The 20,269-nt window shown below is 75.5% G+C and carries 19 protein-coding genes and 1 pseudogene; 7 read left to right on the top strand and 13 right to left on the bottom strand.

Annotated features, from left to right (window positions below; all coding sequences use genetic code 11):
- Window positions 1-281: 281 nt before the first annotated feature.
- The gene (locus V1L54_RS06795) at window positions 282-1,037 is read left to right on the top strand and encodes a MerR family transcriptional regulator (protein ID WP_330116955.1); all 756 of its coding nucleotides are present in this window, start codon (window positions 282-284) and stop codon (window positions 1,035-1,037) included.
- Window positions 1,038-1,088: 51 nt separating this feature from the next.
- On the opposite strand, the gene V1L54_RS06800 is transcribed toward V1L54_RS06795, so the two are convergent.
- The 3 genes from V1L54_RS06800 to V1L54_RS06810 form a co-directional block, all read right to left on the bottom strand.
- Window positions 1,089-1,670, bottom strand: coding sequence for a histidine phosphatase family protein (locus V1L54_RS06800; RefSeq protein WP_330116956.1), 582 nt, complete (start codon window positions 1,668-1,670; stop codon window positions 1,089-1,091).
- A gap of 118 nt (window positions 1,671-1,788) precedes the next feature.
- Window positions 1,789-2,208 (bottom strand): GNAT family N-acetyltransferase, encoded by a 420-nt coding sequence (locus V1L54_RS06805; RefSeq protein WP_330116957.1) that lies wholly within the window; start codon window positions 2,206-2,208, stop codon window positions 1,789-1,791.
- A gap of 96 nt (window positions 2,209-2,304) precedes the next feature.
- Window positions 2,305-3,753: an aminotransferase-like domain-containing protein gene (locus V1L54_RS06810; protein WP_330116958.1), complete on the bottom strand. Its 1,449-nt coding sequence runs from the start codon at window positions 3,751-3,753 to the stop codon at window positions 2,305-2,307.
- Between V1L54_RS06810 and V1L54_RS06815 the strand changes: the two are divergent.
- Both V1L54_RS06815 and V1L54_RS06820 read left to right on the top strand, forming a co-directional pair.
- Window positions 3,752-4,711 (top strand): annotated as a pseudogene (locus tag V1L54_RS06815) (DMT family transporter); the annotation flags it as partial. The gene V1L54_RS06810 and the pseudogene V1L54_RS06815 overlap by 2 nt on opposite strands.
- Window positions 4,712-4,852: 141 nt before the next feature.
- On the top strand, window positions 4,853-5,053 hold the full coding sequence (locus V1L54_RS06820) for a DUF1918 domain-containing protein (RefSeq protein ID WP_330117008.1): 201 nt from the start codon (window positions 4,853-4,855) through the stop codon (window positions 5,051-5,053).
- A 16-nt stretch (window positions 5,054-5,069) separates the two neighbouring features.
- Here V1L54_RS06820 and V1L54_RS06825 read toward each other — a convergent pair whose 3' ends face one another.
- Window positions 5,070-6,323 carry a glycoside hydrolase family 10-like protein gene (locus V1L54_RS06825; protein WP_330116959.1) on the bottom strand — a complete coding sequence of 418 codons (1,254 nt, stop codon included), beginning with the start codon at window positions 6,321-6,323 and terminating at the stop codon, window positions 5,070-5,072.
- A 579-nt stretch (window positions 6,324-6,902) separates the two neighbouring features.
- Between V1L54_RS06825 and V1L54_RS06830 the strand changes: the two genes are divergently transcribed.
- Entirely contained in the window at window positions 6,903-7,763 is an 861-nt protein-coding gene (locus V1L54_RS06830; protein WP_330116960.1) for a 3-hydroxybutyryl-CoA dehydrogenase, read from the top strand.
- A gap of 571 nt (window positions 7,764-8,334) precedes the next feature.
- Here the strand turns inward: V1L54_RS06830 and pheT are convergent.
- The 7 genes from pheT to infC all read right to left on the bottom strand — a co-directional run bounded on the left by pheT (window position 8,335) and on the right by infC (window position 15,897).
- The gene (pheT, locus tag V1L54_RS06835) at window positions 8,335-10,854 is read right to left on the bottom strand and encodes a phenylalanine--tRNA ligase subunit beta (protein ID WP_330116961.1); all 2,520 of its coding nucleotides are present in this window, start codon (window positions 10,852-10,854) and stop codon (window positions 8,335-8,337) included.
- Window positions 10,854-11,984, bottom strand: a complete 1,131-nt coding sequence (gene pheS / locus V1L54_RS06840; protein WP_330116962.1) for a phenylalanine--tRNA ligase subunit alpha — start codon at window positions 11,982-11,984, stop codon at window positions 10,854-10,856. Before pheS ends, pheT begins: the two co-directional genes overlap by 1 nt.
- A 198-nt stretch (window positions 11,985-12,182) precedes the next feature.
- Window positions 12,183-13,226, bottom strand: a complete 1,044-nt coding sequence (locus V1L54_RS06845; RefSeq protein ID WP_330117009.1) for a sensor histidine kinase — start codon at window positions 13,224-13,226, stop codon at window positions 12,183-12,185.
- 246 nt (window positions 13,227-13,472) lie between these two features.
- Window positions 13,473-14,330 (bottom strand): TrmH family RNA methyltransferase, encoded by an 858-nt coding sequence (locus V1L54_RS06850; RefSeq protein ID WP_330116963.1) that lies wholly within the window; start codon window positions 14,328-14,330, stop codon window positions 13,473-13,475.
- Between the two features lie 53 nt (window positions 14,331-14,383).
- Window positions 14,384-14,767 (bottom strand): 50S ribosomal protein L20, encoded by a 384-nt coding sequence (rplT, locus tag V1L54_RS06855; RefSeq protein WP_093662401.1) that lies wholly within the window; start codon window positions 14,765-14,767, stop codon window positions 14,384-14,386.
- A gap of 146 nt (window positions 14,768-14,913) precedes the next feature.
- Entirely contained in the window at window positions 14,914-15,108 is a 195-nt protein-coding gene (gene rpmI / locus V1L54_RS06860) for a 50S ribosomal protein L35 (protein WP_031507617.1), read from the bottom strand.
- Between the two features lie 156 nt (window positions 15,109-15,264).
- Window positions 15,265-15,897 carry a translation initiation factor IF-3 gene (infC, locus tag V1L54_RS06865; RefSeq protein WP_330117010.1) on the bottom strand — a complete coding sequence of 211 codons (633 nt, stop codon included), beginning with the start codon at window positions 15,895-15,897 and terminating at the stop codon, window positions 15,265-15,267.
- A gap of 407 nt (window positions 15,898-16,304) precedes the next feature.
- Here infC and V1L54_RS06870 point away from each other — a divergent pair, with 407 nt between their 5' ends.
- The 3 genes from V1L54_RS06870 to V1L54_RS06880 all read left to right on the top strand — a co-directional run bounded on the left by V1L54_RS06870 (window position 16,305) and on the right by V1L54_RS06880 (window position 17,898).
- Window positions 16,305-16,694 (top strand): DUF1844 domain-containing protein, encoded by a 390-nt coding sequence (locus tag V1L54_RS06870; protein ID WP_330116964.1) that lies wholly within the window; start codon window positions 16,305-16,307, stop codon window positions 16,692-16,694.
- Between the two features lie 149 nt (window positions 16,695-16,843).
- The gene (locus V1L54_RS06875) at window positions 16,844-17,125 is read left to right on the top strand and encodes a hypothetical protein (protein ID WP_330116965.1); all 282 of its coding nucleotides are present in this window, start codon (window positions 16,844-16,846) and stop codon (window positions 17,123-17,125) included.
- Between the two features lie 20 nt (window positions 17,126-17,145).
- On the top strand, window positions 17,146-17,898 hold the full coding sequence (locus V1L54_RS06880; RefSeq protein WP_330116966.1) for an SseB family protein: 753 nt from the start codon (window positions 17,146-17,148) through the stop codon (window positions 17,896-17,898).
- 21 nt (window positions 17,899-17,919) lie between these two features.
- On the opposite strand, the gene mycP is transcribed toward V1L54_RS06880, so the two are convergent.
- The gene (mycP, locus tag V1L54_RS06885) at window positions 17,920-19,191 is read right to left on the bottom strand and encodes a type VII secretion-associated serine protease mycosin (RefSeq protein WP_330116967.1); all 1,272 of its coding nucleotides are present in this window, start codon (window positions 19,189-19,191) and stop codon (window positions 17,920-17,922) included.
- Window positions 19,188-19,967, bottom strand: coding sequence for a hypothetical protein (locus V1L54_RS06890; RefSeq protein ID WP_330116968.1), 780 nt, complete (start codon window positions 19,965-19,967; stop codon window positions 19,188-19,190). Before V1L54_RS06890 ends, mycP begins: the two co-directional genes overlap by 4 nt.
- Between the last annotated feature and the right edge of the window lie 302 nt (window positions 19,968-20,269).

The raw sequence follows: 20,269 nt of genomic DNA on the forward strand, positions 1-20,269 counted from the left end.
CCCTTCTCTCGGTCGGCCGGCACCATCCCGGTGTGCGCGGAGGACACCCGCGGCGGGAGAGGCCCCGTATCCCCGGCAGACGCCCATCCTACGCCCCGGGCCTGGTCGGCCCGCACGCGTTCCCGCCGGAGGAACCTCCCAGGCGGGCATTCCGGGGACACTGAATCGAGAACGGCGGGAAGCCGTTCCTAGCCGTTCCTAGCCGTTCCGCGGCGGGTTGAAGTTGACGCGGCGGAAACCCCTAGCGTCGTCCCCACCGGCGGATCGAAAGGCCCCAGACGATGACGACGGAGTGGTCCATCCAGGAGATCGCCCGTGCGGCCGGGACCACCAGCCGCACGCTGCGTCACTACGACGCCATCGGCCTGCTGCGCCCCAGCCGCGTCGGACCCGGCGGACGCCGCCACTACGACGAGCACGCCCTGCTGCGGCTCCAGCGGATCCTGCTGCTGCGCGAGCTCGGTCTGGGACTGGCCGCCGTCTCCGACGCCCTCGACGGGCAGCGGGACGAGACCGCCGCGCTGCGGACCCATCTGAGGCTGCTGGAGCAGGAGCGGGAACGGCTGGGGCGGCAGATCGAGTCGGTGCGGAAGACCCTGACCAGACTGGAAGGAGGGGAGCCTCTGATGCCTGACGAGGTTCTCGGCGGGTTCGACCACACCCGCCACAGGGACGAGGTGACCGAGCGCTGGGGGCGCGAGGCCTACGAGCGGGGCGACCGCTGGTGGCGCTCGCTGTCCCGGGAGGAGCGGGAGGGGTTCCAGCGGCGGCAGCTCGACATCGCCCGCGACTTCGCCCGGGCCCACCGGGACGGCCTCGCGCCGGACAGCGACGAGGTGCTGGAGATCACCCGGCGGCACTGCGAGTGGGTGTCCGTCGGCTGGCAGGGCGGGCGTCCGACCTCCGAGGCGTTCACCGGCCTGGGCCGGATGTACACCGACGACCCGCGCTTCGCCGCGCACTACGACCGGCACGGCGAGGGCACGGCGGCCTTCGTCCGGGACGCGATGGCGGCCTACGCCGAGCGGGAGCTCTGATCCCGGGGGTGCGGCGGCCCGCGCCGGGCATCCGCGCCCGGCTGTCCGTGCTCAGCGGTCCATGCTCAGCATCCAGTCGCCCGCCCGCCCGGTCAGGGTGACCGACGACAGCGGATGGGCGTCGACGCGCCAGTAGGTGTGCGGCGGCGCCTTCAGCGCGTACACCACGGCCGCGCGCAGCACCGTGGGCTCCACCACGGCGGCGATCAGGGCACCGCCCTGATCGCCGCCGTCGGCCGGCCGGGTGTCCAGCCACTCGCCGATCCGCAGGATGAAGGAGAACAGCGACTCGCCGCCGTGCGGGCCGGCATGGGGGTCGGCGAGCCAGGCGTCCACGGCCCGCGGCTCGCTCGCGGCGACCTCCTGGAAGGTGCGGCCGCGCCAGCGGCCCATGTCGCAGTCGCGCAGCGCGGGCTGGGCGATGGGGCGCAGTCCGAGGACGTCCCCGGTCTCCCGGCACCGCATGGTGGGCGAGCAGTAGCGCAGTTCCGCGCCCGCCAGATGCGCGTACGCCGGGATGGCCCGCTCGGCCTCCTGCCAGCCGGCGGCGGCCAGGGGCCGGTCCTCGTCGAATCGCTCGTCCAGCAGGGAGGAGCTGCGGGCGGCGGCGACCAGCGTGATCCGGAGGTGCATCACTGGATCGTAGGTCCGCCGGAGGCGGTTGTTCGATACTCGGCCCGCGGCCGTTTTCAGCCGTTCGGGTGCGTTCATCATGTATCCGCCGTGGTGTACCCGCGGAGCCGCCGCGAACTCACCGCGTCTCGCGGGCCATCCAGTGTCCGGGGCTCTCCAGCGGGCGGAAGCCGGCCTTCTCGTACAGCCCGTGCGCGTCGTGGGTGGCCAGCAGCGTCCGGCGCAGCCCGTACGGCTCCAGATGGCCGCACACGGCCTCGATCAGCGCCCTGCCCAGGCCCCGGCCGCGGGCGGCGGGGGCCACGTAGACGTCGCAGAGCCAGGCGAAGGTGGCGCGGTCGGTGATCACCCGTGCGTAGCCCACCTGTTCGCCGGTGCCCGGATCGTACGCCCCGAAGTTGAGCGATCCGGCGATGGCCCGGTCCTGCGTCTCACGGCTGCGGCCGAGCGCCCAGTAGGCGTCGGTGGACAGCCAGTGGTGGACGCGGGCGGCGTCGAGGCGGGCGGGGTCGGTGGAGATCTCGTAAGGGATGGGCATGACGGGAGCCTGGCACCCGCGGCGGCGGAGGGCGAGCGGTTTCCGGGCCTGCGGCTCCACCGCCCGGGTGCCGTGACCGCCGTGGCCGCCTCCGCCTCAGGCCGGCACCACCTCCTCGCAGGCTGTCCGCAGCCGGCGCACGCCCTCGGCCAGCTCCGCCTCGCCCGCCGCCGGGGCGAAGCTCAGCCGCAGATGCGGGGCGGCCGACTCGGCGGCGAAGTACGGACGGCCGGGGGTGACCGCCACGCCGGCCCGCAGAGCCGCGGCGACCAGGGCTGACTCGTCGGTGCCGGCGGGCAGCCGCAGCCAGAGGTGGTAGCCGCCGCGCGGCACGTACGCCGGGACGAGGGCGGGCAGGTCCCGGGCCAGCGCGGCGAGCAGGGCCTCGCGCCGCCGCCGCAGCTCCTCCGTCGTGGTGCGCAGATGGCGGTGCCAGGCTGGGGCACCGACGAGTTCCAGTGCCGCCTCCTGCAGGGGGCGCGGCACGAAGAAGCTGTCGACGACCTGGACGGCCCGCAGCCTCTCCATGACCGGTCCGCGCGCGGCGAGGGCGCCGACCCGCAGGCTGGGCGAGGTGATCTTGGTGAGGGAGCAGACGTGGACGACCGTGCCGTCGGGGTCGTCGGCGCGCAGCGGCGGCGGCAGCGGTCCCGCGTCCGCGTGGGCGAGGAACCGGGCGAAGTCGTCCTCGACCACGAAGGCCCCCGCCGCACGGGCCACCTCGACGACCTCCCGGCGGCGGTCCGCGGAGAGCACCGCGCCGGTCGGGTTCTGGAACAGCGGCTGGCAGACGAGGACGCGGGCGCCGCTCGCCCGGAACGCCTCGGCCAGCAGCCGCGGCCGCACACCGTCGGTGTCCACCGGGACCGGTACCGGCCGCAGCCCGGAGGCGCGGGCGGCGGCGAGGATGCCCGGGTACGTCGGGGACTCCACGAGCACCGGGGCACCGGGCGGGGCCAGCGCTCGCAGGGCGGTGGTCAGGGCGCTCTGCCCGCCCGCGGTGACCAGCACCTCGGAGGCCGCCACGGTGCCGGCGGGACCGCCGATGCTCCGGGCGAACCAGGCGCGCAGTTCGTCGAGGCCCTCCATGGGCGGACGGCCCCAGGCGCCGGGCCGCCGGCCGGCCCGGGCGAGGGCGCCGGCCAGTGCCCGCTCGGGCCGCAGGGCGGGTGGCGGGTACCCGCCGCTCAGCTCGATGACGCCCGGCGGCGGGGCGGCGAGCGTGGCGAGGACCCCGCCGGCGTCCACGGAACGGGACACCTGGTCGGGGGAGGTCTCGGCACTGAGGGCGATCTCCTGCCAGGAGGTGTCCCCGGGACGGGACGGCGCGGTGTGCGGCCGCGCGCGGAAGGCGCCGGCGCCCGGCCGGGTGACCACCAGACCCTCCGCGGCGAGTGCGGCCAGGGCGCGGGAGACCGTCACAGGGCTGACGCGGTGCCGCTCGACGAGTTCCCTGCTCGGCGGGAGCTTCTCACCAACACAGTAGCGGTCGAGTTCTCTCCGCAGGTGATTCACCAGATCATCGACACTGCTACGCTGGCTCATGAAAGACCACAGTAGCGCTATCACCACCGCACCGATAGCGGTCGACTCCCTCCCCGACAGGAGGACCACCGGCGAGGGTGCTCCCGCCGGGCCGGCCGCGGACTCCCGGGCCGGCCGGGGGACGGCGCTCGCCGCCCTCGGTGTCCTCGCCTTCTCCCTCACCTTCCCCGCCACCGTCTGGGCCCTGGAGGGCCTGGGGCCGTGGACGGCGGCCGCCGCCCGCGTCACCCTGGGCGCGCTGCTCGCCGCCGGCACGCTGGCGGCGGCCCGGGTGCCGCCGCCGGCGCGGCGCCACTGGCCCGGACTGGCCGTCGTCGCCCTGGGCTGCGTGGTCGGCTTCCCGCTGCTGACCACCCTGGCCCTGGTCACCTCGTCCACCGCGCACGCGGCCGTGGTCGTCGGCCTGCTGCCGCTCACCACCGCCTGCTACGCGGCCCTGCGGACCGGCAGCCGTCCGCCCCGTGCCTTCTGGCTCGCGGCCCTGGCCGGAGCCGGGACGGTGGTGGCCTTCACCCTGCGGGAGAGCGGCGGCTCCCTCACCACGGGGGACCTCTTCCTCTTCACCGCGCTGCTGCTGTGCGCGGCCGGGTACGGGGAGGGCGGCCGGCTCGCCGGGGAACTGCCGGGCTGGCAGGTGATCTCCTGGGCCCTGGTGCTCTGTCTGCCGCTCGCCGCCCTCGGCACGGTGGCCGCCGTGCTCGCCGAACCCGTCCGGCTCACCGCGCACACGGTGGCCGGGCTGCTCTGGCTGGCGGTCGGCTCGCAGTTCCTCGGGCTGATGGTCTGGTACCGCGGGCTGGCCCGGGCCGGCGTCGCACGGGCCGGCCAGCTCCAGCTCGCGCAGCCGCTGCTGACGCTCGGGTGGGCGGTGTTCCTGCTCGGCGAACAGCTCTCCCCCGCGGCTCCGGCCGCGGCCGTCGCCGTACTGGTGTGCATCGCGGTCACCCAGCGCGCCCGGGTCGGGCCGTCCGCCGGGCGCCGGGCCGGCCGGACGGCCCTAGAATCGGACATGCGGACACAAGCCCCCGAAACCGGTGATTCCGGTAACGCGGGCAACGCCGGTACCACCGACAACGGAAACGGATGGGAGTGGTCCCTGATGCGGGCGAACGAGGGAGACCTGCTGCTGGTGCACGGCAGGACCGTGGGGCAGCACGACAGGATCGCGGAGATCGTCGAGGTGCTCGGGACGGACGGTGAGCCGCCGTACCGGGTGCGCTTCGAGGACGGCCACGAGACGGTGATGTCGCCGGGCCCCGACTCCGTGGTGCGGCACCACGACCGACCCCGGACCGGCTGAGAACCGGGCCCGGCCCTCAGCGGGGCGGTTCGACCCGGTGGCGGTAGTGGTCCTCCACCACCCGGGTCATCGCCCCGATCGGGTCCGCGGCGACGTGCTTGGCCGAGAAGTAGATGTTGCCGCCCGCCTCGGGATGCCTCCGGCACAGCGCCACATGGCGGGAGAGCTCGGCCGGATCGTGCCAGGCCGCTCCCTGGGCCGGGTCGGCCACCTTGTACAGCGCCTCCCCGACGAACAGGTCCACCCCGGTGCCCCGCACCACGTCGGCCCACCAGGGCACCAGCCTGGCGTAGTCGGCGGCGGCGAAGCCGATGTTCCAGTAGATCTGCGGCGCGATGTAGTCGATCCACCGCTTCCGCACCCAGCCGCGGGTGTCGGCGTACAGGTCGTCGTACGTCTGCACCCCCGCCCGGGTGTCGGAGCCGGCCGGGTCGGTGTCCTTGTTGCGCCACACGGCGAAGGGGCTGACCCCGAAGCGCACTCCCGGTCTGGTCCGCCTCAGCCGCTGTCCCGTCTCGCGCACCAGCAGGTCGATGTTGTGCCGCCGCCAGGCGGCCCGGTCCGGGAAGCCGCCGCCGTACCGCTCGTACGCGGCGTCGTCGTCGAAGGACTCGCCCGCCGCCGGGTACGGGTAGAAGTAGTCGTCGAAGTGCATGCCGTCGACGTCGTAGCGCTCGACCGCGTGGAACATCGCGGCCTGCACGAAGCTCCGGACCTCGGGCAGCCCCGGGTTGTAGTAGAGCTTCCCGCCGTGGGCCACCACCCAGTCCGGGTGCCGCCGGGCCGGATGGCCCGCGGCCAGCCGGCCCGGGTCGGTGTGGTTGGCCACCCGGTACGGGTTGAACCAGGCGTGCAGTTCCAGCCCGCGCCGGTGCGCCTCGTGCACGGCGGTGCCCAGCGGATCCCAGCCCGGGTCCCTGCCCTGGACGCCGGTGAGGTACTCCGACCACGGCTCGTGGGGCGAGGGCCACAGCGCGTCCGCCGTGGGCCGCACCTGGAGGATCACCGTGTTGAGACGGCGCTCGACCGCCTCGTCGAGATGGGCCAGCAGTTGGGCGCGCTGCTCGGCGGCGGGCAGCCCCGGACGGGCGGGCCAGTCGAGGTTGGCGACGGTCGCCACCCACATCCCGCGCAACTCGGGCCGCGGCGCGCCGTCGTCGTGCACGGCCGCCGCCTCCCGGGCCGCCGCGGCCCCGTCTCCCGCGGGCAGCGCGCCCGCGAGGACACCGGCCGCCGCCACTCCGAAGGTCCTCCGGGAGAACCGCCCCATGTCGCCTCCTGCCGACGTGCCTCACCCGATCACGGGGCCCGGCCGGCGGGCGGACAACCGGCCCGCACCGGGCGGGCAGGCACTCCCGTCCCCGGGCCACGGCCCGCGGGCGGGCCTCCTGCGCGAACACCGTTCACCCACCAGCATCCCCGCCGCACCCGCCCGGGAGCGCTCTTACTCGCTGATTCACCGCTCTCACCGCCCGTTCGGGGGAACCTGCCCGGAGAGGAGGCGTCCGTGCACGGGAAGGGACCGGCCGGTGCCGCGGCGGAGTGCGCGGACCGGCCGCACGCGCGCCCGGCCCACCGGGTGCCGGCCGACCGTCACGGCCGGGAGGACGCCCGGGCGGAAGGCGGACCGCCCCTTGCACGGCTCGCACCGCTTGCACGGACCGGAACGCGGCGCCGCCCGTACCACCGGCCGACCGGTGACGCACGGCGGCCGCCCGCGCCGGGCGGGACCGCGCGGACCCCGACCGGCCCGCTGCCCGCGGGGGACGGGTAACGTCGTGCCGCGAGGCGCCGCGGCCGGAACCGTACGGGCGGCGTCACGGACCCTTGGATCGGCGAAAGGCACGAGGTGACCGACATCGAACGCGTCGGAGTGGTGGGCTGCGGCCAGATGGGCTCGGGGATCGCCGAGGTCTGCGCACGGGCCGGACTGCAGGTCCTGGTCGCCGAGACCACCGGCGACGCCCTGGAGATAGGCCGTACCCGGCTGGTGAACTCCCTGGACCGGGCCGTCGGACGCGGCAAGCTCGACGAGGCGGAGCGTGACGCCACCCTGGAGCGGCTGGCCTTCACCACCGATCTGGGCGAGTTCGCCGACCGCGATCTGGTGATCGAGGCGGTCGTGGAGAACGAGCAGGTCAAGACCGAGATCTTCCAGATCCTCGACCAGGTGGTGACCCGCCCGGACGCGATCCTGGCCTCCAACACCTCCTCCATCCCGCTGGTGAAGCTGGCCGTGGCCACCGCCCGCCCGGACCGGGTGATCGGCATCCACTTCTTCAATCCGGCGCCGGTGCAGAAGCTGGTGGAGCTGATCCCCGCGCTGACCACCTCCGACGACACCGTCGCCCGGACGGAGGCCCTGGTGGGCGAGGTGCTCGGCAAGCACGCCATCCGCGCCCAGGACCGTTCCGGCTTCGTGGTCAACGCGCTGCTGATCCCGTACCTGCTCTCCGCGATCCGGATGTACGAGACGGGCATCGCCGGCCGCGAGGACATCGACAACGGCATGGAACTGGGCTGCGCCCACCCCATGGGCCCGCTCAAGCTGGCCGATCTGATCGGCCTGGACACCGTCGCCTCGGTCGCGTACTCGATGTACGAGGAGTACAAGGAGCCGCTGTACGCCGCCCCGCCGCTGCTCCAGCGGATGGTCGACGCCGGACGGCTGGGCCGCAAGACGGGCGCCGGGTTCTACGCCTACGGCTGAGAGCCGGGGTGGCGGCCGGTGTGCCCTGCCGCCACCCCGTCCGGCGGGATTCCGGAGACCGGCGCCGTGCCCCGGAGCGGCGCCCCGGCCCGGTCACCGTTCCGGGTCACGGCGGAACACGGCCCTGCCCCGGGCCCTGGCCGGCGCGGGACCGTGACCGGTCTCCCCGGCGACGGCACCGGGCCACCGCCCGGACCGGACAGACCGACGCCCGGGGCGGCGCCGGACCTGTGACTCGTCGGTGTCCGCGGCGGCGTCCCCGCTCCGGCGCCGCCCCGGGCGTGGGTTCGGCGGAGGGACCGGTCATGCCGGGCCCGGGGGCCGGCGGCCTTCTTCCCCGGCTCCCCCGGTCCGGGGGAGCACTGCGGTGAGGGTTCCCCCGCGCCCCCGGGGCGGACCGCTGCCGGGTTCGGCGCCCGCACCCCGGCATCCCGGGGAGCGCAGGGGCCGTGTCCCCGGGGGGGCACCACAGGCACAGCACGCGGCAGCGGGGCGCCCCGGAATCCCGGGGCGCCCCGCTGCCGCGTTCTCCGGCGGCCGGTACCGTACCGCCCGCCGCGCACCGTGCGCGCTACGCGCCGCGCAGCACCGCGCCCGTGCGCTCGGCCGCGGCGGCCACGGCGGCCTCCCGAGCGGCGGAGGCGTCCTCGGCGGTCAGCGTGCGGTCGGGCGCCCGGAAGCGCAGCGTGTACGCCAGCGACTTCTTCCCCTCGCCGAGCTGCTCGCCGGTGAAGACGTCGAACAGCCGCAGCGACTCCAGCAGCTCCCCCGCGCCCTTCCGCAGGGCCGCCTCGACCTCGGCCGCCGGGACGGAGTCGTCCACCACCAGCGCGACGTCCTGGGTGGCCACCGGGAAGGTGGACACCTCGGGCGCCTGCACCGCGCCGGAGGAGGCCCGCTCCAGCAGATCGAGGTCGATCTCCATCGCGCAGGTGCGGGCGGGCAGGTGCATCACCTTGATGACGCGCGGGTGCAGTTCGCCGGCGTGGCCGACGAGGACCTGCCCGCCGTCGGTCCCGGCGTGCAGCGCGGCACAGCGGCCCGGGTGCCACGGGGCGTGCCGGTCGGCCGTCACGGTCAGCTCCACACCGGCCTGGGCGGCGACGGTACGGGCCGCCTCCACGGCGTCCGCCCAGGTCGCCGGGCGGCCGGCACCCCACCAGCCGTCCGGCTCACGGGCCCCGGCCAGGACGACCGCGGCCCGGCGCGGCTGCACCGGCAGCGCGGCCTCCAGCCCGGCGATCTCCTCGTCGGTCGGGCGCCGGTCGACCGGCAGCCGTACGGCCGGGACCTCCTCGCCGGTGGGCAGGAAGACCAGACCGGTCTCGAACAGCGCGAGCCCGCCGTGACCGCCCGCCGAACCCCGTCCCTCGTTGCGGCGCAGCGCGGTGAGCAGTCCCGGCAGCAGCGTGGTGCGCAGCGCCGGCTCCTCGTCGGAGAGCGGGTTGGCCAGCCGTACGATGCGGCGGCGGTTGTCGTCCGGCGCCAGGCCGAGCCGGTCGAAGGCGGTGTCGCCGAGGAACGGGTAGTTCGGCGTCTCGACGTAGCCCGCCCCGGCCAGCGCGCGGCCGATCCGGCGGTGCAGCCGCTGCCGCTCGGTCAGGCCGCGGCCCGAGGGCAGCCGCGGCAGGGTGGCGGGCAGGGACTCGTAGCCCTCCAGCCGCATGACCTCCTCGGCCAGGTCGTTGGGGTCGGTGAGGTCCGGCCGCCACGAGGGCACGGTCACGGTCAGCTCGTCGGCGCCGTAGACGTCGCAGCCCACCTCCTGCAGGCGGTGCACGACGGTCTCCCGTCCGTAGACCACGCCCGCGACCCTGTCCGGGTGGTCGGCGCGCATCTTGACGGTGTGCGGGCCGCTGGGCGAGACGATCTCGGTGACGCCCGCCTCGGCGGTGCCCCCGGCCAGCAGCACCAGCAGGTCGACGGTGCGCTGGGCGGCGGCGGAGGTGGCCAGCGGGTCCACACCGCGCTCGAAGCGGCGCGACGCCTCGGAGGACAGCTTGTGCCGGCGCGCGGTGCGGGCGATGGCGACCGGGTCGAAGTGCGCGGCCTCGATCACGATCTCGGTGGTGCCCGCCGTGTCCCGCCCGTCGGCGATCTCGGTGTCGGCGCCGCCCATCACCCCGGCCAGGCCGATCGGTCCGCTGTCGTCGGTGATGACCAGGTCCTCCGGGTCCAGCTCGCGCTTGGTCCCGTCGAGGGTGGTGAGCTTCTCGCCCGGCCGGGCGCGGCGCACGCCGATCGCCCCGCTGACGCGGGAGCGGTCGTAGGCGTGCAGCGGCTGGCCGAGTTCGAGCATCACGTAGTTGGTGATGTCCACCGGCAGCGAGATCGGGCGCATCCCTGCCTTCTGCAGCCGCCGCTGGAGCCAGATCGGGGAGCGCGCGTCGGGGCGGACCCCGGTGACGGTGCGGGCGGTGAAGCGGTCGCAGCCGCGCCGGTCGTCGATCCGCACCGGGTGGCCGTGCTCGTTGGGCACGGGGACGTCCAGCAGCGCCGGGTCGCGCAGCGGCAGGCCGTACGCGATGGCCGTCTCCCGGGCGATGCCGCGCATGGACAGGCAGTAGCCGCGGTCGGGGGTGACGGCGATGTCGAGCACCTCGTCGACCAGTTCCAGCAGCTCGATCGCGTCGGTGCCCACCTCGTGCTCGGGCGGGAGCACGATGATGCCCGAGTGGTCGTCGCCCATGCCCAGCTCGGCAGCCGAGCAGATCATGCCCTCGGACAGCCGGCCGTAGGTATTGCGGGCGCCGATCCGGAAGTCCCCGGGCAGCACGCCGCCGGGCAGGATCACCACGACCTTGTCGCCGACGGCGAAGTTGGTGGCGCCGCAGACGATGTTCTGCGGCTCGCCGGTGCCGTTGGCGTCCCCGACGTCCACCTGGCAGTACCGGATCGGCTTCTTGAAGCCGGTCAGCTCCTCGATCGCCAGCACCCGGCCGACGACCAGCGGCCCGGTGATGTCGGCGCCGAGCCGCTCGACGGTCTCGACCTCCAGACCGGCGGCGATCAGCCTCGCCGCGACGTCGCGGCCGGTCTGGTCGGCCGGCAGGTCGACGTACTCCCGCAGCCACGAAAGCGGGGCCCGCATCAGATCTCCATCCCGAACGGCCGGGTGAACCGGACGTCACCTTCGACCATGTCTCGCATGTCCTCGACGTTGTGGCGGAACATCAGCATCCGCTCGATGCCGAACCCGAAGGCGAAGCCGCTGTAGCGCTCCGGGTCCACCCCGCAGGCGGTCAGCACCCGCGGGTTGACCATGCCGCAGCCGCCCAGCTCGATCCAGCCCTCGGAGGAGCAGGTGCGGCAGGGCCGCCCGGGGTCGCCCACGGACTCGCCGCGGCAGGCGAAGCACACCATGTCCATCTCGGCGGACGGCTCGGTGAAGGGGAAGTACGACGGCCGCAGCCGGGTGCCCAGTCCCTCGCCGAACAGCGCCCGGACCATGTGGTCGAGGGTGCCCTTGAGATCCGCCATGGTCAGACCCTCGTCCACGGCGATCAGCTCGACCTGCGAGAAGACCGGGGTGTGGGTCGCGTCCAGCTCGTCGGTGCGGTAGACCCGGCCGGGGCAGACCGTGTACACCGGCAGGTCGCGCGTCAGCAGGGAGCGGATCTGCACCGGCGAGGTGTGGGTGCGCAGCACCACGCCGGACCCGTCCGGGCCGCTCTCCCCCTTGGCCCCCTGGACGAAGAAGGTGTCCTGCATGGTGCGGGCCGGGTGGTCGGGGGCGATGTTGAGGGCGTCGAAGTTGTACCACTCGGCCTCGGCCTCGGGGCCCTCGGCCACCTCGTAGCCCATGGCCACGAAGACGTCCTCGATGCGCTCCGACAGCGTGGTCAGCGGATGGCGGGCACCGGCGGGCAGGCGGTCGTAGGGCAGTGTGACGTCCACCGCCTCCTCGACCAGCACCCGCTCGTCGCGCTCGGCCTCCAGCTCCTCCTGGCGCTTCCGCAGGGCCTGGTTGACCGCTCCGCGGGCCTGGCCCACCCGGCGGCCGGCGTCCGCCTTGGCGTGCGGCGGCAGGGCACCGATCTCGCGGTTGGCCAGGGCGAGCGGGGAGCGGTCGCCGGCGTGGGCGGCCTTCACCTCGCGCAGCGCCTCCAGATCTTCCGCGGCGGCGATCGCGGCGAGCGCCGCGTCCCGTGCCCGGTCGATCTCTTCCGGTTTCAGTGCCTCGACCTCGACGGGGTCGTACGACTTGTTGGGTGCGGACATCTCTTCCCGTGCTCTTCGGTTGGCCCGTGCTTTCGGACTGGCTGCTTCGCTCCGCTTCGGCGCTTCGGCGTCTCGCCGCGGCGGAGCCGGGGCCCGGACCGCCGGAGGGTGCCGAATGCCGAGTCTACGGGGCGTGCGGTGCCGCGTGACACGCGGAGGAGCCCGTGGGCCCGCCCGGCTTCCGGCGCCGGGTGCGGCTCAGGCCAGGAACGCCGGAGCCCCCACGGGCAGGATAAATCGGAACTCGGCGCCGCCCGCGGCGGAGCGGCCGACCGTGATCGTCCCGCCGTGGGCCTCGACGATGCCCTTGACGATGTACAGGCCCAGCCCGGTGCCGCCACGCTTGCTGCCGCGCCAGAAGCGGGTGAAGACGCGGCTCATCGACTCCTCGGGGATGCCGGGGCCCTCGTCGCTCACCGTGACCGCCGTTCCGTCGCCGCCGCTCTTCGTCCGTGCCGCTGCCACCTCTATGGTGATGGTTCCCGAGCCGTGGCGCACCGCGTTTTCCAGCAGGTTGCCGAGGACCTGGTCGATCTTGTCCGGGTCCGCCCACAGGGCGGGCAGCGGGCCGCCGATCCGGCGGACGAACCGGGCCGGGTCCTGGCCGGCGGCGACGTACGCCCGCAGATGGCGGTCGACGGCGGCGGGCAGGTCGACGGGCTGGCGGCGTATCTCCAGCCGGCCGGAGTCGATGCGCGAGATGTCCAGCAGCTCGGTGATGAGCCGGGCGACGCGGTCGGCGTCGGCGTCCACCGTCTCCAGCATCAGCCGCTTCTGGTCGTCGGTGAACCGCTCCCACTTGGCGAGCAGGGTCGCGGTGAAGCCCTTGACGGAGGTGAGCGGCGAGCGCAGTTCGTGCGCGACGGTGGCGATCAGCTCGGCGTTGCTCCGCTCGCTGCGCCGCCGGGCCTCGGTGCCGCGCAGGGTGATCACCAGCCGGTCGACCGGGCCGGTGCGGTGGGGCCGGACGTACCGCGCGGAGACCAGCACCTCCCGGCCGCCCGGCAGTAAGAGGTGGCGCTCGGGCTGGCCGGTGCGGATGGCGAGGCCGCCGTACGGGTCGGTGACCTGCCACCAGCGGCGCCCCTTGAGGTCCTCCAGCGGCAGGACCTGCTCGACGGGACGGCCCAGCGCCTCGGCCGCGGGCCGCCCGGTGACGCGGGCGGCGGCGGCGTTGAAGCAGACGACCCGGCCGGCGGCGTCCGCGACGACCAGCCCGTCGGGGAGGTCGTCGGGGTGGATGCCGGGCCCGGCACCTGCCCCGGCGTCGGAGCGGGGGTCGCCGGGGCGCGTCTCCCGGCCGCCGCGGGGCGGGACGGGCGGCGGCTCCGGCTCGCGGGACGGGCGGGCTTCGAAGGCCGTGCCGCCCGCTCCGGCACCGCCGGGAACGGCTTCGGACACATCGCTGTCCCGCCCGCCGGAAATCCTCACGTCCACTCCCGCTCACCCCCTCTTCCGGGCTTCCGGGCTTCCGGGCACGCCACCCTACTAGCTCGGAGTGACCGAGCGGCACCCTCCCGCAGCACGCTGCGCACGGGCGGACGCGTAGAGACATACGGCCGCGGCGGTCGCGAGGTTCAGGCTCTCGGCGCGGCCGTGGATGGGCACGCGCACCACCTCGTCGGCGAGTGCGCGGGTCTCCTCCGGCAGCCCCCAGGCCTCGTTGCCGAAGACCCAGGCGGTGGGGCCGCCCATGCGCCCGGTGTCCAGCTCGGTGTCCAGGTCGCGCTCACCGGCGCCGTCTGCCGCCAGCACCCGTGCCCCGGCCGCCCGCAGCCCGGCCACGGCCTGCTCGGCGGTGACTCCGACGGCGACGGGCAGATGGAAGAGACTGCCGGCGGAGGCCCGTACGGCCTTGGGGTTGTACGGGTCCACCGAGGCGTCGGTGAACACCACCGCGTCGGCGCCGGCGGCGTCCGCGCAGCGCAGCACCGTCCCGGCGTTCCCCGGGTCCCGGACCCGGGCGAGGACGGCGACCAGTTCCGGGCGGGCGGCCAGCACCGCCTCGAAGGGCCGGTCGAGGAAGCGGCACACGCCGACCAGTCCCTGGGGGGTGACGGTCTGGGAGAGTTCCGCGACCACCTCGTCGGTGGTGGTGCGGATCCGGGCCCCGGCGGCCCGGGCGGCCGCGACGACGTCGGCGTGCCGCTCGGCGGCCTCCGGGGTGGTGAACAGTTCGACGAGGGTGGGCTCACCGCCGCCGCGGTGGCCGGCCGCCTCGCGTACGGCCTGGGGCCCCTCGGCGAGGAAGCGGCGCTCCTTGGCCCGGGTGGCGCGGCGGGTCAGCCGCCGGGCGGCGGTGACACGCGGAGAGCGCGGGGAGGTCAGTTCCGGGGCGGCGTCCACGGCACCCGGGCTCCGTTCCCGGGGGGCGTCCCCGGGCCGGAGCCGGTACGTCGTCAGGCCGCCTTGGGGGCGTTGACGTCGCTCGGCAGCGCCTTCTGGGCCACCTCGACCAGCGCGGCGAACGCGTTCGGGTCGTTGACCGCCAGGTCGGCCAGGATCTTGCGGTCCACCTCGACCTCGGCGGCCTTCAGACCCTGGATGAAGCGGTTGTAGGTCATGCCGTTGGCCCGGGCGCCGGCGTTGATCCGCTGGATCCACAGCTGCCGGAAGTCGCCCTTGCGGCGCTTGCGGTCGTTGTAGTTGTAGACGAGGGAGTGGGTGACCTGCTCCTTCGCCTTGCGGTACAGACGGGACCGCTGGCCGCGGTAGCCGCTGGCCTGCTCCAGGATCGCCCGGCGCTTCTTGTGGGCGTTGACCGCCCGCTTGACGCGTGCCACGTGATTACTCCTTGTCGCGGGGCCGGTGTGGCGTGCCGGTCGCCGTGGCCATGGTGGTCACGGCGCCGTCACCGGCCCGGGAATTCGATGAGGTTCCGGTCTTCGAGGTTCCGCGCCCGGCCGGTGCGGTCCGGCGGGCGGCAGGCTCACTTGCCGAGAAGCTTCTTGACCTTCTTGGCGTCGGCCGGAGCCATCTCCACCTTGCCGGCGAGACGGCGCGTCAGCGTGGACGGCTTGTGCTCGAGAAGGTGGCGGCGGCCGGCGCGCTGGCGCATCACCTTGCCGGAGCCGGTGATCTTGAAGCGCTTGCGTGCACCACTGTGCGTCTTGTTCTTCGGCATGTCGCCGTTCTCTCCTCGTCGGTGCCTCCCCGGACCTGTCGGCCCGGGGTGCTCCCGGACACGGCCGGCCGTGGGCCGGCGTGCGGAAGCGTCAGCTGTTCGGTTGCGGTCGGGGACCCGCGGGTCCCGGTCCCCGGCGGCCGGCGGGCCGCCGGGTCATGCCTCGGCGCGCTCCTCCGCGGGGGCCTCGGCCTGGGCCCGGTGCCCATGGCCGCCCTGCTGGCCGGCGGCCTTGCGGGCCGCCTGTGCCTCACGGGCCTCGGCCATCGCCTCGGTCTTCTTCTTGTGCGGACCGAGAACCATGATCATGTTCCGGCCGTCCTGCTTGGGGTTGGACTCCACGTAGCCCAGGTCCTGGACGTCCTCGGCGAGCCGCTGGAGCAGCCGGAAGCCCAGCTCGGGACGGGACTGCTCACGACCGCGGAACATGATCGTGATCTTGACCTTGTCCCCCTGCTTGAGGAACCGGACGACATGACCCTTCTTGGTGTCGTAGTCGTGCGGGTCGATCTTCGGCCGGAGCTTCATCTCCTTGATGACCGTGTGCGCCTGGTTCTTGCGCGCCTCACGGGCCTTCATGGCCGACTCGTACTTGAACTTTCCGTAGTCCATGAGCTTGCACACCGGCGGACGGGCGTTCGCCGCGACCTCGACCAGGTCGAGGTCGTACTCCTGGGCAAGCTCCAGGGCCTTGGCAAGCGGCACGATGCCGACCTGCTCGCCACTGGGACCGACGAGTCGCACCTCGGGGACGCGAATCCGGTCGTTGATGCGGGGCTCGGCGCTGATGGGGCCTCCTAGGTTGCGCCACGCGGTTGTCTGGCGGACAGCCGCGTACGGACGTGTGTTTCGGTGACCACCGGCACCAGGACGCGGAAAACGCCCCGGACGGGACGCAGGCGGGGCTCCTCATTGACCGGGAGCACCGCCGCGGTACACCGCGGGGCGCAGCCTGACCGTTGACCCGCCGACCCGGAGGTCGGTCGGGTGGGAGCTGTGGAGCCTCCACTTGCGGGCCGGATCACACGTCCGCTCGCCGCCCGCTCGCGGGAGGGGCTCGGCGGGGCGTACGGTCCGACCGGTCGATGTCCCAGCATACCAGGGCCGGAGGGCGGTTCCCCCCGCCGATACCGCGCGGATGTGCGCGGGAACGGGCTCTAGGCTGGACCGCACCGTCCAGCAGGGAGCGAAGAACCATGAGCGACACCAGCGGCACCCCGTCCTCCCCCGGCCCCGCCGGGAACGACGGACCGGTCGACTTCGAGGCGATGACCCGGGACATCGCGGACGTTCCCGCGGTCGAGGTGATCACCACGGTCGCGGTGCACCTGCTGAGCTCGGCCGCGGTCAACCTCGGTCTGGCGGAGGGCGGCGAGACGCACAAGGACCTGGACGAGGCGCGCAAGCTGATCAACGCGCTGGCCGGGCTGGTCACCGCCGCCGCCCCCGACCTCGGCAGCCACCACGCCGCACCGCTGCGCGACGGGCTGAAGTCCCTCCAGCTCGCCTTCCGCGAGGCCTCGCTGGTGCCGGACGAGCCCGGCCAGGGCCCGGGCGAGAAGTTCACCGGACCGGTCCTGGGCTGATCCCCGCCGGAGTGGCCCGGCCCGGCCGGGCCGCGAGCGCGGACCCGGGGGGCGGCACGTACGGAAGCAGCCACCGCCGGTCAGGCCCGGCGCGTTCCGCCGCGGGCGGGACAGGCGGGGGTCCGGACCGCGGCCGGGTCACCGGGGGCATGCCGCCCGGCGGGCGCAGTGACGCGCTGGGCGCGGGCATCGTCGACCCGGCCGCCGCCATCGAGCGGGGCGCCCGGGTCGAGCCGCGCCCGCAGGTGCCCGCGGCGGTGGCCCACCCGAAGCGGTACTTCGGTCCCGGTCCCGCCCCCGAGCGGGAGGACGATGCCTGGCCGGCGCCCGCCGCCGCGGCGGCGGGCATCGCGCTGGTGGTGTGCGCCGTGCTGCTGTACCGGGGGGCCCGGCCGCCCGAGCGGGCCGGGGGGCGGCCCACCACCGGATGACGACGGGCTACCCTCGTCGCGTGGCGCTCAAGAACATCCCCGACCCGGGCTTCGCCGGCGACGACGGCTCCGCCGATCCCGCCCTCGCCCGGGCGCTGGCGGCCTGGGAGCGGGACCGCTCGGCCGAACCGGAGGTGCTGGCCGCGCTCGCCGCGGCCAGGCTGCTGGTGCCGGTGGTCGCCGTACTCGGCGAGGCGGAGACGGGGGAGGACGGTCTGCGCCGCGAGAAGACCAGCGACATGGCGGTGCCCGTCCTCGACGCCCCCGGTGGCCGGCGGGCCCTGCCCGCCTTCACCTCCACCGGCAGTCTGGCCCGCTGGCGTCCGGACGCCCGTCCGGTGGCCGTCCCCCTGCACCAGGCCCTGCGGGCCGCGGCCCAGGAGGGCGCCGACACGCTCGTGCTGGACCTCGCCGGACCGGTGGCCTACCAGCTCACCGGACCGGCGCTGCGCGCCCTGGCCGAGGGCCGCACCGAGACCGCCGGAGCGCCGCTGGAGGACCCGGCCGTCACCGGCGCGCTGCGGGCGGCGCTGGCCGCCGAGCCGGCCGTCCGCGCCGCCCGGCTGGCCGTGGCCCGGGAGGGAGGCGGCACCGACGGGGTGCTGGCGCTGCGGCTGGACCCCGGTGCCGAGGCCCGCGAGGTGGCCGGACGGGTGGCGGCCCGTCTCGCGGCGGACGAGGTGCTCCGCACCCGCCTGGTGCGCGGTCTGGACCTCGCCCTGCTGCCGCCGGACGGCCCGTTGCCGGGCCGGGCACTGTACGACCGCGCCTGACGACCGCGCCTGGTCCCGTCGTCATCCGGTGGTGGGCCGCCCCCCGGCCCGCTCGGGCGGCCGGGCCCCCCGGTACAGCAGCACGGCGCACACCACCAGCGCGATGCCCGCCGCCGCGGCGGCGGGCGCCGGCCAGGCATCGTCCTCCCGCTCGGGGGCGGGACCGGGACCGAAGTACCGCTTCGGGTGGGCCACCGCCGCGGGCACCTGCGGGCGCGGCTCGACCCGGGCGCCCCGCTCGATGGCGGCGGCCGGGTCGACGATGCCCGCGCCCAGCGCGTCACTGCGCCCGCCGGGCGGCGTACCCCGGGCGGTGGCGGTGAGCAGTTCCCTGATCTGGGCCGGGCTGAGTTCCGGATGGGCGGCCCGGACCAGGGCCGCGCAGCCGGAGACGAAGGCGGCGGCGGCGCTGGTCCCCCAGCCCTCGTAGTACTCGCCGTCGGGGTAGGTGATGACGACGTCCTCGCCGGGGGCGGCGACGGTGGCGTACCAGCGGCGGGTGGAGAAGGGGGCCCGGGCCCCGGTGCGGTCCACGGCGGTCACCGCGATCACGCCGGGGTAGGCCGCCGGATAGGAGGCCCGGTCGCCGTCCTCCCCGCCGTTGCCCGCGGAGGCGACCACCACCGCGCCCCGGGCCAGGGCGTAGCGCACGGCGGCGTCCTCGGCCGGGTCGGGGTTGGCGGCGGCGCTGTCGTCGCCGAGGGAGAGGTTGATGACGTCGGCGCCGTGGTCGACGGCCCAGCGGATGCCCTCGGCCAGGGCCTCGCCCCGCTCCTCGCGGGCCCTCTTCCGCTGCGGGTCGCCGTCCTCCAGCAGCACCCGCACCGGCAGGATCCGCGCCTCGGGCGCGACACCGAGGACGCCCTCGGTGTCGCCGGGGCCGTGGCCGCGTCCGGCGATGATGCCGGCCATCGCGGTGCCGTGCCGGGCCCAGTGCTCGTCCCCCTCGCGGGCCCCGAAGCCGACGAGGTCCCGGCCCGGCAGCACCCGGTCCCGCAGATCGGGGTGGCCGGCGTCGACGCCGGTGTCGAGCACGGCGACGGTGACGCCCTCTCCCCGGGTGGTCCGCCAGGCCTCCCGGGCGCGCACCGCGTCCAGGCCCCACTGCCGGTCGCGCACGACGTCGGCGCGGGCGGCGGGCGCGGCGGCCACGCCGAGCGCGCACACCCCCGTGAGCACTGTGAGCACCGCCAGCAGCGCGGCGCCGAACGCCGTGGCACGGCGGGGGCGTACGGGCCGGGGGGCCGGCGCGGCGGGGACGGCGGGGACGGCGGGGAAGTCCGTGGCGTTCATCGGTCCTTTCCGGTCCCCTCGGTGGTCCCCGGGGCGGCGGCACGGCGCACCCCGCGCTCGATCCGGTCGGCGATGCCCCGTGCGTCGTGCCCGAGGCCCGACTCGGCGGGGGCGCTGGTCCGGTCGGTCCCGCCGGCCCCGTCGGCGGGCCGCGGGTCCTCGACGGCCCGGCCGTCGGCGAAGCCGGAGACGGCGTAGACCACCACCGGTACGTCGGCGAGCGGCCGGACCGTCCAGCTCGCGCGCTGGGCGTCGCCGAAGCCGACCGCGGCGGTGCCGGGCACGGCGTGGGGGCGGGGCATCAGGTCTGCGCGGCGGGCCAGCCCCTCCCGGTCGAACCGCTCCCGCAGGGCGCGCATCTCCGCGCGGTCCGCATCGGTGAACAGCAGCCCGACGGTGGTGACACCGCTGCCGGTCTCGTCGACGTAGGTGGCGCGCAGCAACCGCTCGCAGCCGGCCGGGGAGAGCACCCGGGCCAGCAGCGGGTCGAAGGCTCCGGCGCAGCCGCCGTCCGGGGCGACCCCGATCCTGACCCAGCGCCGGTCGGCCTGCCCGGGCCCGGCGCCGGAGCCGTCCAGGACCGGGGGGAAGAGGGTGTCGACGGGAGTCTCCCGCCACAGCGAGCGCGCCTCGGCGTAGCCGACCGCGGCGCTCCCGCCGGAGTCCCCGGTGAGCCAGGTCCCGGCGGCGGCCCCGCCCAGCAGTCCGAAGCCGAGGACGAGGCACAGGGCCGCGGCCGCCGTACGGACCGGCCGCCGCGCGGCGCGCTCCGGCACCGGGACGGCCGGTGGGACGGACGGCGGCACCGGCGGCGGCCCGTCCGGGAGGGCCCACGACCCCGGGGAGGGCGGTGGCGGCGGTCCGGTGGGTATGGGCGGTACGGTGCCCGCGGCCCGCGGCGGGCGCGGCTCGGCGGCGGGTCGCGGTGGCACGACGGGCCGGGACCTCATCGGTTCCGGGGCCCGGACCGGGTCGGCCTCAGTGCTCACCGGCACCCCCTCGCGCTCTGTGCCGCCCCGTCGACTCCCCTTCGGGGCAGGCCGGTTGGTATTCGGACATCACACCTCTGGCCGGAGTC

Origin of the sequence: Streptomyces rubellus (genome assembly GCF_036323805.1) — a bacterium.
GTDB lineage: Bacteria > Actinomycetota > Actinomycetes > Streptomycetales > Streptomycetaceae > Streptomyces.

Bases quoted from the DNA above. Each gene is read 5' to 3' on its own strand.
- V1L54_RS06870 (WP_330116964.1), top strand. From the start codon at position 16,305: ATGAGCGACACCAGCGGCACCCCGTCCTCCCCCGGCCCCGCCGGGAAC.
- rpmI (WP_031507617.1), bottom strand. From the start codon at position 15,108: ATGCCGAAGAACAAGACGCACAGTGGTGCACGCAAGCGCTTCAAGATC.
- V1L54_RS06875 (WP_330116965.1), top strand. From the start codon at position 16,844: ATGCCGCCCGGCGGGCGCAGTGACGCGCTGGGCGCGGGCATCGTCGAC.
- V1L54_RS06820 (WP_330117008.1), top strand. From the start codon at position 4,853: ATGCGGGCGAACGAGGGAGACCTGCTGCTGGTGCACGGCAGGACCGTG.
- V1L54_RS06805 (WP_330116957.1), bottom strand. From the start codon at position 2,208: ATGCCCATCCCTTACGAGATCTCCACCGACCCCGCCCGCCTCGACGCC.
- pheT (WP_330116961.1), bottom strand. From the start codon at position 10,854: ATGCGGGCCCCGCTTTCGTGGCTGCGGGAGTACGTCGACCTGCCGGCC.
- V1L54_RS06825 (WP_330116959.1), bottom strand. From the start codon at position 6,323: ATGGGGCGGTTCTCCCGGAGGACCTTCGGAGTGGCGGCGGCCGGTGTC.
- V1L54_RS06800 (WP_330116956.1), bottom strand. From the start codon at position 1,670: ATGCACCTCCGGATCACGCTGGTCGCCGCCGCCCGCAGCTCCTCCCTG.
- V1L54_RS06795 (WP_330116955.1), top strand. From the start codon at position 282: ATGACGACGGAGTGGTCCATCCAGGAGATCGCCCGTGCGGCCGGGACC.
- V1L54_RS06810 (WP_330116958.1), bottom strand. From the start codon at position 3,753: ATGAGCCAGCGTAGCAGTGTCGATGATCTGGTGAATCACCTGCGGAGA.
- mycP (WP_330116967.1), bottom strand. From the start codon at position 19,191: ATGAACGCCACGGACTTCCCCGCCGTCCCCGCCGTCCCCGCCGCGCCG.
- pheS (WP_330116962.1), bottom strand. From the start codon at position 11,984: ATGTCCGCACCCAACAAGTCGTACGACCCCGTCGAGGTCGAGGCACTG.